Here is a 16,967-nt window from a genome sequence, read left to right on the forward strand (position 1 = left end):
TGTGAGAGGGTACGGCCAGCTATGTATCCGCGCAAGACAATAAATTAAAAACACGGGAGCCAAAGCAGCTCTTCTCGTCCGGACTTTCACGCGTGAAAGGCGTTGCACCGATTCGGCATTGTGCGCCATTCTCGCCAGGCACTTTAGGCATCTTTCACGCGTGAAAGAATTAGTCTGCCGCGAGTAACTGGCCTCAACCTCAAAGGCTCATTACTCTAGCCAACAAACGCGCCACCCGCGTCGCGATAAAGCATCTTTCACGCGTGAAAGCCGTTAGTCTCGCTGCTCTGCTCAACTAACCAATCTTCTTGAATCCGCTCTGACAAATTTGCTTAAAAAATATCTGCTGTAATATAATTTCGCAATATTCAATAAACAAACTTGTGAGGGAAATTATGTCCGCATTGATCATCGGTGTATTCAACCAAAAGGGTGGCTGCGGTAAAACCACCACATCTGTCCAGCTCGCAGGGACTCTTGCATTGCGGGGAATTCGAACCCTGTTGGGTGACCTCGACAAACAGGGCACAGCATCGGTGTGGAGTGCTTCTGCTGGCGTTGAAAATCCTTTTCCAGCGACAGTTGTTTCCTTAGCGGCCATGGGGAAAAACATGGTCGGCGAAATTCAGAAGCTTGCGCCAGACTACGACGTGATTTTGATTGATTGCCCGCCCGCGATTGACTCCCCGATACCTTGGGCAACACTGCTCATCGCAGATCTTGGAATCATTCCTGTGATCCCTGTCATGGACAACGTATGGGCGACTGAGAAGGCGAAAGAACTTGCGGTCAACGCACTGGCTCACAATCCGACATTGAAGACCTACTTCCTGATTTCTAAAATGGGTCGGGGGCAGGTATACGAAGCTTGCCTCGCAGAGCTGCAAGAACAAAATCCTGAAATACCAGTTCTAAAGTCACGAATCTCATCGCGTAACGCTTACCCTGAGAGTCAGATCTTCGGATCGACAGTGCACGGTCTTCCGAAAAAGACAGGCGGGCAAGCAGTCATAGAAGTCGAAGCGCTTGCTGACGAAGTTTTGGAGATTTTGAAATTTAAGAAAGTGAAGAAAAATGGCTAAACGAGACTTGCGCGCAGCGCTGAATAAGTCCCAAGCAAATATCGCATCTACGCTGGGTGCCCCTGACCGTTTCGCGTCTGCAGCCAAAACCTTGGAATCGCAACCGACTGGGTTCCACGATGCAGCGGCCCCGATTGAAAACGTGTTGGTATCCAGTTCACCGAAATCTCCGGACGAGCCGTATGAAGTAGAAGTTCCCCCAAGTGAGGTTCAAGTCAATCCTTACAACGCGCGACGGATCTATCGGCAAGATCGCGTGCTGGCCCGCGCCCAGAGCATCGCAGCACTTGGTCAGCAGAATGCCTGCCTTGCAACGGTAAGAAACGGGCAATATGTTCTCGCGGATGGAGAGTACCGCCTGAGAGCATGCAAACATTTAAAAAAACCGACCATTCGACTGCGTGTTCTTCCAGGCCTGACGGATGCTGAGCTCTATAAGCACTCCTACGATGCAAACGAGGAACGGGAAGCTCAATCACCTCTTGATGATGCCTTCGCTTGGAAACAGTTGCTCGATGATGGCATTTATCCGAGCGAAGCAGCGTTAGAGCCCGTCGTAAATAAGTCGGCTCCAACGATCAATAAAACCATTCAGCTGTTGAAGTTGCCAGGATCGATCACGGAACTGATCAAGCAGAGCAGCGATCCGTCCAAATTCTCGTTATCGGCACTATATGAACTGGTGCTGTATATGAATGCTGCGGGTCCGGAAGGCGAGAAAGACGCCTTGGCCTTGGCCGAAAGACTTGGGCGGGAAGAGATAGGGCGGAAAGAAATCACCGAAGCACGCCAAAAGATCTCCGAACCTAAACAACGTAAGACAAAAGAGACACCGCGACAGTACAAAATTCCCATGAAAGACGGGGAGGGCACTGGTTCGGCCGGGTTCATTAAGGAATTCAACTCGGGGAAGGTCGCCTTCGAAATCACTATCCTGGATGCGAAAGAGCGGGAAAAATTAATGGACGAACTGCGCGAGCGTTTTAAGGCTCAGTAAGTCCAAAGGTGAGACTTTACGGGAACCATGTGTCGAGGGGCTTTAATGTCCCTCATTCTCATTTGGAGATCGCGATGGAGAGGCCTGCGCAGCAAACGCTTTCGGCTGTCGGATGAGAAAAGTGAATACAAAAAGAGCCCTGCAGTGCCCAATAACACGCAAGAACGCGCCTTGAATGTAAAAAGGTGAGCTTTTTCAGGAAGTATTCAACGATAGGTGAGCTTTTACAGGGACCTGACTCATCCATTTAGAAACAAAGACTTATTGCTGACAGCGCAAGTAATTAGTGATGTGATTTAAGCGAAAGGTGAGACTTTGCAGGAACTGAAAATCGCCAAGTCCTTCGGTTTTAGGCATTTTCTTTTAAAACACCTCTGATAGATGGGTGTTGAGTATGTTGAATAAGACACTTGGAAAGGTTAACAACGTTAACGGTACCGGAAAGTCGCGCTATATAAGGGTTTTAAGGCGGTATGGTGAGATCCAACGGGGAGTTAGGTGAGAATTTACAGGAAGTTAGGTGAGGACAAACGGGAAACTTGCTCACCTTAGGTGAGGGTATACGGTAAGTTGGGTGAGTGGATACGGGATATAAGGTGAGAACTTGCAGGGAGAGGGGCGCAAGTCCTTCGTGTACGCGGGCCTGACCCTCCTAAAGGTGAGAGTTTACAGGGACTATTCGCCGGCGATTACTTAAGGTGAGAGTTTACAGGAACCGGTCTAAGGCGGCAGATAAGTACTGACTCGTAGGGGAGCGAAGGGTGAGAGTTTACAGGGACCTAGTCCATTTCCCCGAAGGAAATTTCGAAAAGTGAGATTGAACGTTGATTTGTTCTCACCTTTAGCGCATCATTGTTGCCACGGACAAGGAACTACGTGGATAAATCAAGTAAACGAGCTATAGCACCATTCGACGACTACGCTCAAGGTGTCTCTGAATCAAGAGAACTGCGTAAGTCGAACGAAGCTATTGGTCTGCGAGTTAGAAAGGGCAAGTTGACACTTCTGTCGAGGAAGATGTTCAACGTCCTGATGCACCATGCCCAGAAGCTAGGCAGTCCTGGTCGAAATGCGCCCGTCGTGACAGAGGCAAACAAAAAATACTTTTGGGTTCCCCTCGCAGATCTTGCAAGAGACGCCGCATACGAATCGAACGACACAAAGCGCCTTAAGGAATACCTCCAGGAGCTGAAAGACATCCGAATCATCTCGGAAGATAACGTTCAGTGGACGTCACAATCGCTTCTTTCCGCCTTTACATTGGCAAATCCCAATGGGTTGAAGTCCCGCGGCGGTCAGATCTGGGTGGGTTTCGCATTTCCACCAGAGGTCGAGGCCGCTGTTATGAGACCAGACCAATACACAAACTTGGCTTTCGTTTACCAGAACCAGTTTCGTAGTGGAGCCAGCCTGGCCCTGTACGAGATCTGCCGGAGATTCTTAACGAACCCTTCACAGCTCACGGCTCGTCTTCCCTGGACAGAGTGGTTTGACTCCGTGAGCGGAAACCCAGCTGGCCAAGGTTATCCAGAATACAAAATCGCCAAGCGAGACACGTTCAAGCCGGCCATCGCCGAAGTGAATTCCGTCACTGACATCAACATCGAGCTGATCGAGCATAAGCTGGGTCGACGCGTATCCGAGCTACAGTTCCGGGTTAGGAAATCGGAACAGGCCGTCATTGAGTTTCCTGCCCCCCCTGTTGTTGATGGCGAGTTGCTGGAGAGAGTAATCCGTCTCGGATTTTCTGAAAGGGATGCGTCGGATCTAGTAGCCACGAATTCGGAAAACAAGATCATCTCCACACTGCAGCTGGTAGAAGAACGGATGGCCAAGAAGGGGGCCGAAGCCCTCAAGCAGCCAGCGGCTTATTTTAAGTCCGCGCTCAAAAACGACTGGGCGCCGGCGGTTCCTAAGCTTGAAGCCCCGAAGATCAAACCGAAGGCCAATGTTGAGACACCTGAAGAGGTGTTTCAGCGTTACCTCGCACACCGTTCGAAGGAAGCGTTCAGTCTCTGTACTGATCTGGAGCCCGAGGAACAGGATCGTCTCATCGACGAATTTAAACAGCAATGCGGATTGCCAATGAAAATTCGTAAAGATGGGCTTAGGTCCAACGTTTTCCGATCGGACTTCTCAATGTGGTACGCCCATAAGCTTTGGGGTGAGCCATCGCACCAGGTCGTTCTCGAGTTCGCTCTATCCAATCCCAAAGCACCCATTGAATCCTAGGTGACAGCGTAGGTCATCGCACCTGACGCACTTGCTATAAGGAAATTACTGCAATTAACAATCCCCGCAGCCCCCCGGGAAAGCCGTTGTTTGGCAGCTCTTCGGGTTCGGAGAGGGGAGGGTTAAATTTAGGTTGCGGTGTTCTGTGATAAGAATTATTTTTATAATAAGCGAACGTTAATTTCATCTATTGCCTATTGGTAAGTATGGACGAATTCAAACCTGTAGACTTATTTGCGACCCGTCGAGATTGGGATGAGAACCCACGCGAAGCATTCCGCGCGTATGTGGGTTCAATCGAGTTCGTCCAAGCAGGAAAACGGGGTAAAAACGGCGCGGATACGATCAGGGAGTCATCTGCAGCCGTCTATATCTCGATGTTCGAAAGATTCATGACTTGGATTGAGACCCGGAACAGGTCCTTCACATGCGTTACTCAAGAAGAAATTAAGGAGTTCCTGGACCTTCGTGACGAGAATGGCAAAACGCGTCTTACGAGCAAGATTCGGATGGTCTATGTACGGCTCCTCGAGCGTGCCTATGACCACTTGAATGTCGATTCAAATCCGGCTAAGAATCTAGCCGTTGGCCGAGAAGAACCATTCCGCCGGGGAAAAGAAAAGGCAAAGGTCATCCTCAAAGTTGATGATATCCAACGGCTGATGAAGTCCTTACCTGCGGCGCCGGCATGGAATGAAAACTCAAAGAATAAGAGGCAGCGTGGCTGGGAGACGAGGCGGAATAGGGCTCTGATTGCCGTCTTGATCGGTGCTGGATTAAAGGTTTCAGAAGCAGCTTCGTTGAAACTACGGTCAATGAAGCCCAAACGCGTCGACGGGAAGATCGAGATAGATCTAGAAATATGGGATGGCACCGGCACCGGTATGAAACACACCGCTGTAATTGAGCAATTTGCAGTGCCGGAAATTGAGACCTGGCTAAGGGAGCTAGGTCGGATGGATCTGCCAAGTGACCTCGTATTTCCCGGGACGATAGACACTGCAGACGAACTGTCAAAACCGACAATCTATCGCCTGATAACAAAAACCCTGGACTTAGCGGGTATCAATACCGCCCATTCTGGCGGGCGAACGTTAAGAAATACCTATGCAGCACAGCAGCTGGTCAGCACGAATGACATAGGAAAAGTGGGAGAAAAGCTGGGTCATAGAGAGCGACGAGCTACTGAAATGTATTTGGACGCCGCTAAGAAGTTTGCTGAAGATGGCGTGTAGAAATGATCACAACTGTAGACAAACAGCGGTAGGTCGGGTAAATTTTGCTTGTCGCATTCGCGGCATGCCAGAAACACCTACCTACCGACTTCTACTCACTTTCCCCAGACAACAGGAAAGTGCAGCGCACGGCCCAATTACTTACCGCTACGCGGAAACTACTTGGAGCCATCATGAAAATCCTCAACAAAGCAACCCGTTCCGCCCACAAAGCAATCCTTCGTAATCCTAAAGAAGTCCAGCCCTACTCGCGATACCCGGTCTGGGAAGTGGATTTTTGGCGCGATATCTTTGAGTCAGCTCAAAATCCAAAGCTCGCCTCGAAAGTTCTTGAGGAAATGAAGGTTCTGGAAGATGAACCTTGTGTCGAAAACGAACGCGTATGGCGCAATATCAGCGTCGCCAAGAGCATGGCGAAAGTCACTCTGGCGAATTAATGCCGCAGCGTAAATGTCGTGGTGACAAGATCCTGGCAACCCAGGGTCTTGTCTGCCATGGCCAAAGCCTTGTTTGCCAGGTCAACGAATAGCTCCGCACGAATCCTTGGATCGTCAGCCCTAATGGCACTCGACAATAGTCGAATAAGAACTTCCTCACTGACCATGCCGGCGCCATCAGTTGCACCGTTCATCACGTCCCGAATCCAGTTGCTGTACTCAGCGTCTGGCATTTCATCCAATTTAGCAGTCATCGGTTCCTTTCAATTCTTAGAGCTAGTCTACCCAAGGTTCACTCCAAAGCAATTTCTATTCGATTGCGATGTGCCCAGTACATCACAGTCTCACGACTTCCGGTTTTTTTACCGCTCTGCGGGACTGACTGGAGAAAGACGTGCGAAAGCAAACTACAAAGAAAGGAAAGGGGAGGAAGGTTCCGATAGAACCTCCAATTAATGCCCCACACGTCCAGCGTCAATTTAACTTCGGGCCGGAGTTCGCACTCTCTGAAGAAGATGAAGCGCTGGCTGCAAGCGATGATCCAAAACACCGCGAAGCCATCCGGCTTCGCTGGCTGAACAAAGAAAAGGTCACCATGAAAATGATCGAAGTAGCGCTATATGACTGCTCCGATCCTAAGTTCGAAACAATGGTCGGTGACCTGAATCCAGAGGAACCCAAGCACGTAAATCTGTTTTGGGCGATTGTCTGGATCTTCGAACTTTGCCCCAACAAGATTCACTTCCCATTCGTTTGGGCATGCGAAGAAGCAAACCAAGACGCAGAAGTGATTCGCCGTGGCGTAGCAAAGGTGCGGCGCCAGGCCATGATTCTGGTTCTCCGGACCCTGGCAAAACTTGTCAACTACAAATTTGCACAGAAAAAACAGCAACAGCTGCTTGAGTATGTGGATTTGAGCGATTGGCAACTTCACTAACCCTACAACGAAGCCCTCACGGGCTTCCCCAGGTTCGCCTAGGGAAGCTCCATCACCACGGTTTTTACCCCGCTCCGCGGAAAGGAACCGTATGTACCCCGCAACTTCCATCTTCGTCCTGCTCTACCTGGTCGCAGTAGGTTTCGCCTGCGCATACCTACCGATCGGTGAAGACGCTCCCACCAAGTAACAAATTCATCAATCACTCAAATTTCAAAAGGAATCATCATGACTGATCTCCCGCGGCTCCTCGCTGAGCTCATGAGCAAATGGGACAACACGACCCTGAAAGTGAAATCAAGCTTTCCGGATCTGTCTGAGCATGAAGTTGGCCAAGTCACCGGCAATCTCATGTCGCAATCTTTGGGCCTGCCAAGTAGCAAGGGCGCCCAATGAAAATCGCTCACTTTTCTGACCTTCACTATTCGCCCGATAACCTGGTTGAAGCTGATCGCTGCTTTAGTTTCGCAGTTGATCATGCCATCAAGAGCAAATGCGAAGTCGCCGTCGTATCTGGTGATGCAACAGATCATCAATTGCAGGCGCACTCCCCGGCGTTCCTCGCGCTAGGCAACCAGGTTCAGCGTCTCAGCAAACACTGCCCGGTCCTGCTCTTGCAAGGCACGTTCTCCCATGAACCCGCTGGAATGCTGCACGTCCTGCAGCTCATTGGAGCCAAGTATCCGATCTACGTAGCCGACAAGATCGGCATGGTCGGGTTGCAAGCGAATCGGTGGGTTCCGATCCGTTCGGAAGAAGATTGGGCCGCGGACTATGACCTGGTAGTCACTTGCGTGCCGACCGTGAGTAAGGCTGATCTGGCTGCTTTGGTCGGCCCTGCTGCTGCAGCTGAAGAGATGGGAAATTATCTTGCTAATCTGCTTGCAGGATTTGCTAAGGCAAATGGCTATTTCTATAAGCGCGGCATACCGACTACCTTGGTGACACACGGAACGGTCGACAGCTCGCGAAACGAGAATGGCGTACCAATGGCTGGACTTGATCATGAGTTCACTACCGGCGCGCTTTTTGCCGCCGGCGCTGACGCTGTGATGATCGGTCACATCCATTTGACGCAATCATGGGAACGATCGTTCGAAGGGCGCAGGCAACTCATCGCGTACCCTGGATCAATTGGCCGCTTCCACTATGGCCAGCTGGGTGAAACAAGCTATCTGTTCTGGAACCTTCTACCTGGAATACCTGAATATCAGACAATCCATACGCCGTCCCGGCGAATGGTCGACCTGGAATTCTTTGGTGTCCCCGACCTTCAGGAACTGGCGCAAGCGGCAGGAGATTGTGTTGGCGCATTTGTCCGAGTCCGGTACCAAGTGGATGAGGAGTTTGCTAAGACCGTCGATCGCAAAGCAATCAAGGAAATTCTGAAAGGAGCAGCCGAAGTAGTCATAGAAGGAAAAATTCTGCCCATTGAACGTGAAAAGCGGAGTGCCGGCATCTCAATTGAGGTTTCGATGGTGAAAAGGCTCGAGCGCTGGGCCGAACTCACCAATACCCCGACTGACGGACTCGCAGCACGTGTCGAAATGGCACAGCAGCTGGCGCCGGATGAAATTGTGCGGAAGTTCTTAGCTGGCCTGCAGAACAAGCTGGTGACCAAAATTGAGCCGGATCCACCGCCTCACGAACAGGAGTCTGTCCAAGAAGCAAAACAGGATTCATTCCAACTTTTCTGAAAGGAAATCGTAGTGATGCAACGAGAGTGGCGCGTCGAGCAGCATTACAGCAACGACCGTCTTTCATACCAGATGTGTTCACGGGTTAATCCTTCTGCTAACCGCATAACGGATGACTTCGGTAACGCATTCAATCCGGGGTACATCGGGTCGCAGCAGCGGTCCGTGTACGCCAATCAGACAAACAATCAAGCGGAAGGGCTTTAAATGAAAAAAATCGTGGCCATTGGCCTGCTGATGGCGACGATGTCGACGGCAACCTTTGCCAACGGCATCCTCAAATCTCTCTTGGAAACATCTGAGCGATATTCTGCGCGAAGTGCCTCGATCGAGACGCTGAAGCTGCCACCGGAAGCAATCGTCGAAGTTGGTTTCTCTCCGGAGGGATCGGCTGAAGCACTGGTGCTAAAGACGATCGACTCCGCTCGCAAGCAAATACGCATGATGGCTTATGCATTCACATCACCCAAGGTCGTGAAGGCACTGCTAGCCGCACATAAGCGAGGAGTAGACGTCAAGTTGCTCGTCGACGCAAAGACACTGGAAGAAGAAGGGCGGAAGCGAAGCCAACCTGGTAACGCAGCAGTTTCAACTCTGGTTGAAGCCGGTGTGGAAGTCAGGACGATCGACAAGTATCAAATTCAGCATGAGAAAACATTCGTCGTAGACGGCCGTACAGTTGAGCTGGGCAGCTATAACTTTACTCAGGGGGCAGCTACCCGTAATGGAGAAACTGCCATGGTAATTTCAAACGCACCGAATGTCGCAAAAGTCTATCTGGATCATTGGGCTACCCGATGGCCCGATGGGAAGCCGTACAAGCAACGGTACTGATGTACCAGAAAATTCCTTCGGGGATTTTCTATTGGCCACAGCGAACAGGTCCGTGGCCAATAGAAAGTCTCAAGATGAGATCGACTTGAGGTATCCTTAGCAACGTCGCATTCGCGGCATTTCCCTCCCCAAACTCCCGCTTCCCTCTGTTGACGCAGCGGAAAGCCGCGTAGGCAACTCCTTTTCAAATCCGCATCGCGGAAAGGAGCCCTAAATGCAACCTCTCAAACTGAAGCTGGAAGGCTTCAACGGTATCAAGTCTGGTCGTGGTAAGAACAGCATTGAGATCGACTTCACACAAATCCCTAAACACGCCAGGTTGATCGCACTTGACGGGCCTAACGGCGCCGGCAAGACAACGATCTTGGACAACATGCACCCATTCCGGGTGATGCCGTCACACTCGACCACGCTTGGTCCTGGTGGTTTTTCGTACTGGGATCATGTATCAGGCTCCCTCGCACAGAAGGAGCTGGTATGGATGGCCAGAGGAATGACCTACAAGTCGTCTCTGGTATTCAAGTCCACAGGAAAAACGCAACGTACCGAAGCGTACTTGATGTACCTGGATGCAAGTGGTCAGTGGCAGCCATACCGACTCAAAGATGGAACGAGTTCGGACGGCCGCACAGCGTCGTATGACCTTAGCGTTGAGGAAATCATCGGCCCACCCGAGTGCTTCTTCACGTCAAACTTCTCCGCACAGAACCGAAAGCCGCTTTCGGCGTATGGTCCATCGGAGATTAAGTCCCTCATGTCGTCAATTCTCAACCTGGGCAACTACGAGGAGCTGGCGATGAAAGCTACCGCGGTTGTAAAGATGCTCCATCTGAACCTTGAGGAGGTACAGAGCGAGGTCGCCAAAGCCGCCGTGATCGATGATCTGGTGGCGGCAAAGGAGAAGGAGCTCGCGGCTGCTGATGAGAAGATCCAAGCTGCTGTTACGTTGGAAGCAACTCGACAATCGGAGGTTGATGGAAGAAAGCGCGACCTTATTCTGATTGAAGGGCGTCGTGAAGCCCAGGCCTCTGAAGCACAAGAAGCACGGCTTCTGAATCAGTCGATTACAAAGTTCCAGTCGTCGGCCGAAGAACAAATATCCGTAGTCAAGCAGCAAGGGCAAGCGAATCACGCCCGAGTGCTGGTAGACCGTCAGCGCATGCAAAACGAGATCACTGAGAAGAGCGCAGTTCACCAGCGCGAATCCAGCGAAATCAAAAAACTACAAAAACTCGTTGAGCAGGAACCTGCGATTACCCATGCAGTTCAGCGGTCGAACGAGATCCGGGCAGAAATTCAACTAGTCACTACTAGCTTGGACAAAGCTCGGGCCCAGGTGACGATCTTGAAACCAGCTCGCCGGCAGTATGCAGAGCTAAAGGCGAAAGAAAGTGAGTTGGCCACGGTCGGGGAATCAACCCGTTTCGAGCTGCAATCCGTAAAGGCACGCGCTATTTTGATTACGGAGGTCCCTTGCCAGGGCCAACCGATGCAAAGTAACTGCAAGCTCCTCGCTAACGCAATGGCAGCGCATGATTCGCTTCCTGCCAAAGAAGAGGAAATCGCGAAAATGCGTGAGAAATATCGGCTAATCCGCGATCAGGTCCTTGCCTGCGACACTCGTATCAGAGAGCTCGATCAACTTGAAACTGAGATTGAAGCCTTTGAAAGCAAGAAGCGCTCACTGGAAACAGAACTGCGCGACTTGGTTGACTTGGCATCAAAACAGGAGCTTCTAGGCGATGCGAAAGCACGTTTGCCGAGGCTGATGGAGTCCAAATCCGAACTGGAGGCGGCACTGCAAAAGCTCAAGCTGGACTTGGCAAAGTTGGTTCAAGATGGAGAAACTTTCATCGAGACCGAGATGAGTGCTATCAGTGGAATCAGGGAGCGCTGCGAGGCTGACATAAAGCCTTTGCAGCAAAGACTAGCAACAATGTCAAAACCCATCACTGATGCTGAAATCGGGCAAGCAAAGTCGTACGTCGATGCGGCAATACGGATCCTTGAGGAAGCAAAAGCCGCAGTTCTCGCTCTTCGTAATCAAAAGATCGAAGCTATGGCCGCTATTGAGACCTTAAAAGTCTCTCTGCAAGCCCTGGAATACGCAAAGTCTCGTGCGTTCCAGCTGACAGAAGAAATAGCCAAGTGGAACAGGATTGCAAAGGGCTTTGGCAACAATGGCCTTGTCGCTCTAACGATCGATGATGCTGGCCCTGAGATCTCCTCGTTGTGCAATCGGTTGCTGGATGAATGCTACGGTGGACGATTCAATGTCCGACTGGAAACTCAGAAAGAGACCAATGCCGGCACCATGCGTGAAACCTTCGACGTCCGCGTCATGGACAATCACCGTGGCGAAGAGAAGTCATTGTTCCTCATGTCCGGGGGGGAGAAGGTCTGGGTGAACGAATGCCTAGCCCGTGGTATCTCCCTTTACAACGACATCTCGAAAGGTGGCAATCCGCAAACACTATTTTCAGACGAAGCTGATGGACCGCTCGACCCAGAACGAAAGCGCCAATTCATGAAAATGAAGCGCGCCGTAATGGACAGCGGTAACTATGAAAGGGAATTCTTCATCACTCAAACACCAGAGTTGACGGCGGAAGCCGATCACATCATCAATGTTGCTGCGCTGTAAATGAAAATGGGAAGGCTTCGGCCTTTCCATTTTTCGAATTTCCTCGTAGAATCAAGCCGTCGAAATCTCGGCATTCTCATTTCCCCCAAGTTTTCATGTGGTGTATCACATGAAAGCTTTCTCAAGCTCACTCCTTTCTATTGTCGCAACGCGGCATCTTCAGGAGAACTCATGAGCGATTCCAAGTCCACCAACCTTACTAACCGAGAAGACGTAGCGGCACGCATCATCGCCGAACCCTTTCTCATCATAGGCACCGCTGCCAAGATCGTCACCCAATCGGCAACGGCCATCTTCAAACGCCCTCCGAAGGTTGAAAAAGTTGAGACGGAGCGAGTAGTACTGGCAGCAAGTGGTCCACTCGTTACGGCAAATCCAGTCTTCACCTGCGCCGATCGCACACAGAGTGTTATCCGCGGCGGTACCAAGCTCAGCCTCTATCAGTACGTGAAGCTGCAGCAGATCCGAATCGTCGCTCGACGTGATGGATTCGAGAAGGAACTGATCTTTACGCGCGATATCGCCGCTCAAGAAGGCCTGGCCTACAACCTGGACAACGCCGTTGTTTGGGTTACCAGAAAGGGATTTGTCGGTGCGCCAGCACCAACGGTGCCAACGGCCAGACAACAAATGCCCCGTCAGATCCAAACGAGCCCAGTGAAAGGAGAGCCAGAAGAGGAGTCCCGTGAACTAAAGGATCTCAACAAATCCCCATCGCCGGCCGGAGTCACGAAGACCTCAAATGTACACCGTACATATCATGGCTTCATTCAGCGTTTCGGCGTGGTCAAGAAGCACGACCACGAGAAGAATCAGGACTATCAGACCTACGCCATGTCCTTAGAAACATCCGCCGGAAAATTCTTGAAAGAGTTCATCGGCGAACAGCTATCCGATCTTGTCGAGCTGCATAAGCTATCCGTTGGCCAAGAGGTCAGTATTACTCCTTTGGGTAAGCAGCACTTTTGGTTCGACCTTGGCAACGGCAAGAAAGAGAAGCGGCGTCGAAACGAATACGCGATCGAAATTCATTAACCAAATACTCATTAGGGAAGCAAATGGCATCAGTCAACAAAGTCATCATTGTCGGAAATCTCGGCCGTGATCCTGAAACACGGTATATGCCAAACGGGGACGCCGTGACAAACATCGCAGTAGCAACTACTGAAAGCTGGAAGGATAAGAACACCGGAGAAAAAAAGGAGCTGACCGAGTGGCATCGCATCAGCTTCTATCGAAAGCTGGCCGAAATTGCCGGCCAGTATTTGAAGAAAGGCTCCCAGATCTACATCGAAGGACGTCTTCAAACACGCAAGTGGCAAGATAAAGAAGGTGTGGAACGATACACCACCGAAATCATTGCCGAAAGCATGCAAATGCTTGGCAACCGTCAAGGCACCGGCGGACATCACTCGGATGATGATAGCGGAGGCTATGGCTTGCCGGCACCACGTCAGAGTCAAGGTGGTGGAGGTGGTGGACCGTCGGCACGACAGTCGCCACGCCAGCATGCACCGAGCTTTGACGATTCTGAAGATATCCCCTTTCTGATCTCTGCAAGCCTGATGGACTATCAAAACTCAATCGAGTTTTAAGCCTTAAAACATTTTACAGAAAGCCCGCAAGGGCTTTCTTGAGGCTCACGTGGTGCCTCAAGAAAGCCTCATATTTCATGAGTGTCTTTGCCTTTTTTCTAACGCCAGTCACTGGCACGGAGGCGAGATGAAATTCACTGAAATTGACTGGGTTAGCGCGTGCGCTAGCTTCGGTATCGACAAAAATCTTTTGAAACTACGGGAAGGTCCATGCCCGATTTGTGGGGGAACAAAACGGTTCCGATTCACAAACCGGACACGCTGCGGAGATTGGTTCTGCAACCAGTGCCGTGGAGGAAACGGATTCACCTTGATCAAGCAAGTAACTAATCAGACTGACGCTGATATTTACAAACAGCTGAAGAAGCTGTTTGGACTATCTGAGGGCCTCGGTGCCCTCCGTGAGTATCAGAAGGTCGATGTTGAGTTGACTCCAGAGGAGTCAGCTCGAAATTGTGCCAAGCTGCGGAAGGTTATTCGCGGTACGAAGCGATTGAGCCTTATGCAAGACGATCCAGTATCCCTCTACATGGGGCACCGCGTTCTCGGGTGCGACCTCACTAAACTGTCCAAGTACGTCCGATACCACCCATCACTCGAGTACTGGGAGGTTGGAGATGACGACAAGTACCGCATGACTGGTCTACACCCTGCAATGGTATTGAAGGTGGTTGATGGAAAAGGTGATCCAGTCACGCTGCATCGTACGTACTTAACCAAGGACGGTCGCAAAGCCCTGGTGGAGGAACCGAAGATGCAGATGTCGGGCAAGAGGAAATTGCGAGGGGCAGCAGTACGTCTCTTCGAACATCCAACAAGCAGAGTCCTCGGCATTTGCGAGGGTGCTGAAAATGGATGGGGAATAGCAACAGCATATCGCTATGAGATGTCTGTTTGGTCGATGCTCAATGCCGGCAATCTGTCCATCGCAGACATACCTCGAGAAAAGTTCGATACGGTCATTATCTTTGGGGATAACGACCCGTATGTACCTCGGCTTGGATACAGGCCTGGCGAACATGCAGCAAGAATGGCGTATCAGAAGTTGAAAAAGGATGGGTTTGAGGTCTTCACCAAAATCCCTGAAAAAGAGCGAGTGGATTTCGATGATGTATGGAATAATTACTATCGAATGAAGCAGCTCCAAGCTGCATGAAACACGGTCATCGATCCCTTAGTGGGATTGATGGCCATCTTCCAAAGTCGCTCCGCGGCATATCTCTCAGCTTATTTGTGCATCCGCAGAAGTAAGCTTCGTTTGCTACCTCTTTTTTTCACCACCGCATTGCGGAAAATAAGAGGAGCTTCACATGAAACTGCAATCCAAGACTTTCAACAAGTCACTCGCAACAACTGTGCTGATGTCCATCCTGGTTATCGGTCTCATGATCTTTATGTTCGGTATCGGACAGGAAGTTCATGGCCAGGCACAACTGCTCAAGACAAGTCTGTTTGCCTTGTACGAGTACAAAAACAGCTTTCATCACCTCCAAGAACCGGTCGAATTCTTGACCAATGGGTTGATGCTGAAACACAAATCTTTCGGCGGCAATCTCCAAGCAATCGGCTTCATCGTTATTGCTTTCGCGCCAATCACTTTTGTATCTATGTGGTTCAAAAGCAAAGTCTGTTTCACCAAGTAACGGCACTGCAACCAAGCCGTCAACTCCAACAATCTTCAAGGATGGAAAATGAACGACAATTCCGTAACAAAAAACAGCGACATCGCAACAACTCTCGTATCGTCAATCTTTGCAGCCGGTATCGTTACTGTCCTGCTGCTGGTGGGAAAAGTACTGTGGCCGTTGTTTCGATTTATTTTGAAGAAAGTCTGGTCCACGTTGATGAAAGTCGTGAAACGCAAGTCGACGAAAGACGCGGCGGCTCCCGAACCGGAACTGCCAACACCTGATATTTTCAAAGGTGCGCAAAACCTGGCACGTGCAAAATCGCTCGAGTTCTAACTCGCAGACAATTAAAAAGCGGCCTTCGGGCCGCTTTTTTTTGCTTAGCTACACGTTGAGCTACTACGCAGATCGGGCTTCTTTGGCCTCAACGCACGCTGAACATTCATACTTCACGTAGTGTGCCTCGGTGAGATGAGGAGTGCTGCAAGATCTGCATTTCATGACTTTCACATTATCGGAGACAAAATTGGATGCCGCGCCTCTGATAATGCTTTCCCAGCCGAACTGGTAACCATTGGTGACAAGCAAACTGAATCGCTCGGGACTCACCAAAGGCTCTCCGTCCGGAGGCACCTGGTTCAGCTCACGGTACGTCATAAGAGACATAGCGAACGCAAGCCCATGTGCATCGTGTGGGGCCATTGACTGATAACCGGAGCGATACGTGCAATACAACAGCAGAAGAGCAGCTCCGTGCAACCGCCGAGTACGATTTGCCAGGAACCACTGGTGATCCTTGGGCGTCTGTCCGGACGGAGACAACGCATTATTTACTTGTTTGTAAATATCGCGGGAATCTGCCGGCACTGTCTTGGCAACAGCAGATATCGTTACAGCACGTGCACCAAGAGCCGCAAGAGTTTCAGCGATCGCTAGCTTTGACCTATACGCTGGTTGTATCTGTTTCATGGCATCTCACAGCGACGTAAGCGGAATGCGTGACTCGAAGGTGCGCAATAACATCTTCAGCATGGTGTCGCTATTCGGAGAAGGGCTGGTGAGCATCTCGCGCAGTTCAGGAGTCATCCTCAGCTGGAAGATCGGAACGCCGGTCTGCATTACGGCCAGGAGCTTACTCGGGCTGACATTTGCGAGAGCATCGAGATCCGCTTGTGTCGCGTTGAACAACGTCGGCGCCAACGGGTCGTTGTATTGACCAGCCAGCGCTTTGACGGCTTCAAATACAGCTTGGTTTGCCTCTTTCAGCTTTTCGCGGGCTCGTGAATTAGCTTGAATGATTGTTCGAGCAGCGGATACATTGGTATCCAACGATATTACCGTTGACATGCAAAACTCTCCAGACGATTTGGCTACATTCTTCTAGCTAGGGTGATTAAGCGATGGCCGATGAGATATGATCGGCGCAAATTGTCAACGCGGAGGCCATACCCTTCATCGACGTCTTGATGGCTGGATCCGAGCTGGCAACGGCTGAGATCAGGGTTTTCGGGTATTTCATCACGATGTCCTCGATTTGTGACTTCATTTTCAAGAACTCGTCCACTCCAGCATTGGGAGCCAGCCGAGATAAAGCAAATTTTCGGATATAAGCCTAAAAGTAATATAGAAACCGACTTTTATGCCTAATC

18 protein-coding genes and 1 pseudogene are annotated in these 16,967 nt (G+C 50.6%); 16 read left to right on the top strand and 3 right to left on the bottom strand.

Going from position 1 to position 16,967, the window contains the following annotated elements; translation table 11 throughout:
• Positions 1-395: 395 nt before the first annotated feature.
• The 5 genes from BTM36_RS25485 (at position 396) to BTM36_RS25505 (ending at position 5,983) form a co-directional block, all read left to right on the top strand.
• Positions 396-1,082 carry an AAA family ATPase gene (locus BTM36_RS25485; RefSeq protein ID WP_077238437.1) on the top strand — a complete coding sequence of 229 codons (687 nt, stop codon included), beginning with the start codon at positions 396-398 and terminating at the stop codon, positions 1,080-1,082.
• Positions 1,075-2,079 carry a ParB/RepB/Spo0J family partition protein gene (locus tag BTM36_RS25490; RefSeq protein WP_077238438.1) on the top strand — a complete coding sequence of 335 codons (1,005 nt, stop codon included), beginning with the start codon at positions 1,075-1,077 and terminating at the stop codon, positions 2,077-2,079. The genes BTM36_RS25485 and BTM36_RS25490 overlap by 8 nt, the downstream gene beginning before the upstream one ends.
• Before the next feature lie 876 nt (positions 2,080-2,955).
• Complete coding sequence (locus tag BTM36_RS25495; RefSeq protein ID WP_168189841.1) at positions 2,956-4,311, top strand: replication initiation protein; 1,356 nt, start codon at positions 2,956-2,958, stop codon at positions 4,309-4,311.
• A gap of 206 nt (positions 4,312-4,517) precedes the next feature.
• Positions 4,518-5,546: a tyrosine-type recombinase/integrase gene (locus tag BTM36_RS25500; RefSeq protein WP_077238440.1), complete on the top strand. Its 1,029-nt coding sequence runs from the start codon at positions 4,518-4,520 to the stop codon at positions 5,544-5,546.
• Positions 5,547-5,719: 173 nt separating this feature from the next.
• Positions 5,720-5,983 carry a hypothetical protein gene (locus tag BTM36_RS25505; RefSeq protein WP_077238441.1) on the top strand — a complete coding sequence of 88 codons (264 nt, stop codon included), beginning with the start codon at positions 5,720-5,722 and terminating at the stop codon, positions 5,981-5,983.
• Here the strand turns inward: BTM36_RS25505 and BTM36_RS25510 are convergent.
• Positions 5,980-6,237, bottom strand: coding sequence for a hypothetical protein (locus BTM36_RS25510; RefSeq protein WP_077238442.1), 258 nt, complete (start codon positions 6,235-6,237; stop codon positions 5,980-5,982). The two genes, BTM36_RS25505 and BTM36_RS25510, sit on opposite strands and share 4 nt — an antisense overlap.
• Positions 6,238-6,377: 140 nt before the next feature.
• On the opposite strand from BTM36_RS25510, the gene BTM36_RS25515 reads away from it, so the two are divergent.
• The 11 genes and pseudogenes from BTM36_RS25515 (at position 6,378) to BTM36_RS25560 (ending at position 15,654) form a co-directional block, all read left to right on the top strand.
• Positions 6,378-6,920 carry a hypothetical protein gene (locus tag BTM36_RS25515; protein ID WP_077238443.1) on the top strand — a complete coding sequence of 181 codons (543 nt, stop codon included), beginning with the start codon at positions 6,378-6,380 and terminating at the stop codon, positions 6,918-6,920.
• Between the two features lie 228 nt (positions 6,921-7,148).
• On the top strand, positions 7,149-7,316 hold the full coding sequence (locus BTM36_RS28490) for a hypothetical protein (RefSeq protein ID WP_154134761.1): 168 nt from the start codon (positions 7,149-7,151) through the stop codon (positions 7,314-7,316).
• Positions 7,313-8,617, top strand: coding sequence for a hypothetical protein (locus BTM36_RS25520; RefSeq protein WP_139347286.1), 1,305 nt, complete (start codon positions 7,313-7,315; stop codon positions 8,615-8,617). The genes BTM36_RS28490 and BTM36_RS25520 overlap by 4 nt, the downstream gene beginning before the upstream one ends.
• Before the next feature lie 207 nt (positions 8,618-8,824).
• A complete protein-coding gene (locus BTM36_RS25530; RefSeq protein ID WP_217349635.1) occupies positions 8,825-9,451 on the top strand; it encodes a phospholipase D family protein in 627 nt (208 codons plus the stop codon).
• A 214-nt stretch (positions 9,452-9,665) separates the two neighbouring features.
• Positions 9,666-12,095 (top strand): AAA family ATPase, encoded by a 2,430-nt coding sequence (locus BTM36_RS25535; protein WP_077238445.1) that lies wholly within the window; start codon positions 9,666-9,668, stop codon positions 12,093-12,095.
• A gap of 171 nt (positions 12,096-12,266) precedes the next feature.
• Positions 12,267-13,130: a hypothetical protein gene (locus tag BTM36_RS25540; protein WP_077238446.1), complete on the top strand. Its 864-nt coding sequence runs from the start codon at positions 12,267-12,269 to the stop codon at positions 13,128-13,130.
• A gap of 23 nt (positions 13,131-13,153) precedes the next feature.
• Positions 13,154-13,690 carry a single-stranded DNA-binding protein gene (gene ssb / locus BTM36_RS25545; RefSeq protein WP_077238447.1) on the top strand — a complete coding sequence of 179 codons (537 nt, stop codon included), beginning with the start codon at positions 13,154-13,156 and terminating at the stop codon, positions 13,688-13,690.
• Between the two features lie 127 nt (positions 13,691-13,817).
• Positions 13,818-13,985: pseudogene (locus BTM36_RS30005) on the top strand (primase-helicase zinc-binding domain-containing protein); the annotation flags it as partial.
• Between the two features lie 15 nt (positions 13,986-14,000).
• On the top strand, positions 14,001-14,846 hold the full coding sequence (locus BTM36_RS25550; protein WP_254427096.1) for a toprim domain-containing protein: 846 nt from the start codon (positions 14,001-14,003) through the stop codon (positions 14,844-14,846).
• A 154-nt stretch (positions 14,847-15,000) separates the two neighbouring features.
• Positions 15,001-15,333 (top strand): hypothetical protein, encoded by a 333-nt coding sequence (locus BTM36_RS25555; RefSeq protein ID WP_077238449.1) that lies wholly within the window; start codon positions 15,001-15,003, stop codon positions 15,331-15,333.
• Positions 15,334-15,381: 48 nt separating this feature from the next.
• Positions 15,382-15,654, top strand: a complete 273-nt coding sequence (locus tag BTM36_RS25560) for a hypothetical protein (protein WP_077238450.1) — start codon at positions 15,382-15,384, stop codon at positions 15,652-15,654.
• 639 nt (positions 15,655-16,293) lie between these two features.
• On the opposite strand, the gene BTM36_RS25570 is transcribed toward BTM36_RS25560, so the two are convergent.
• Together BTM36_RS25570 and BTM36_RS28495 are read right to left on the bottom strand one after the other, a co-directional pair.
• A complete protein-coding gene (locus BTM36_RS25570; RefSeq protein WP_077238452.1) occupies positions 16,294-16,665 on the bottom strand; it encodes a hypothetical protein in 372 nt (123 codons plus the stop codon).
• Positions 16,666-16,711: 46 nt separating this feature from the next.
• Positions 16,712-16,864: a hypothetical protein gene (locus BTM36_RS28495; protein WP_168189842.1), complete on the bottom strand. Its 153-nt coding sequence runs from the start codon at positions 16,862-16,864 to the stop codon at positions 16,712-16,714.
• Positions 16,865-16,967: the final 103 nt, after the last annotated feature.

The organism is Herbaspirillum sp. VT-16-41, assembly GCF_001994935.1.
GTDB lineage: Bacteria > Pseudomonadota > Gammaproteobacteria > Burkholderiales > Burkholderiaceae_D > Herbaspirillum > Herbaspirillum frisingense.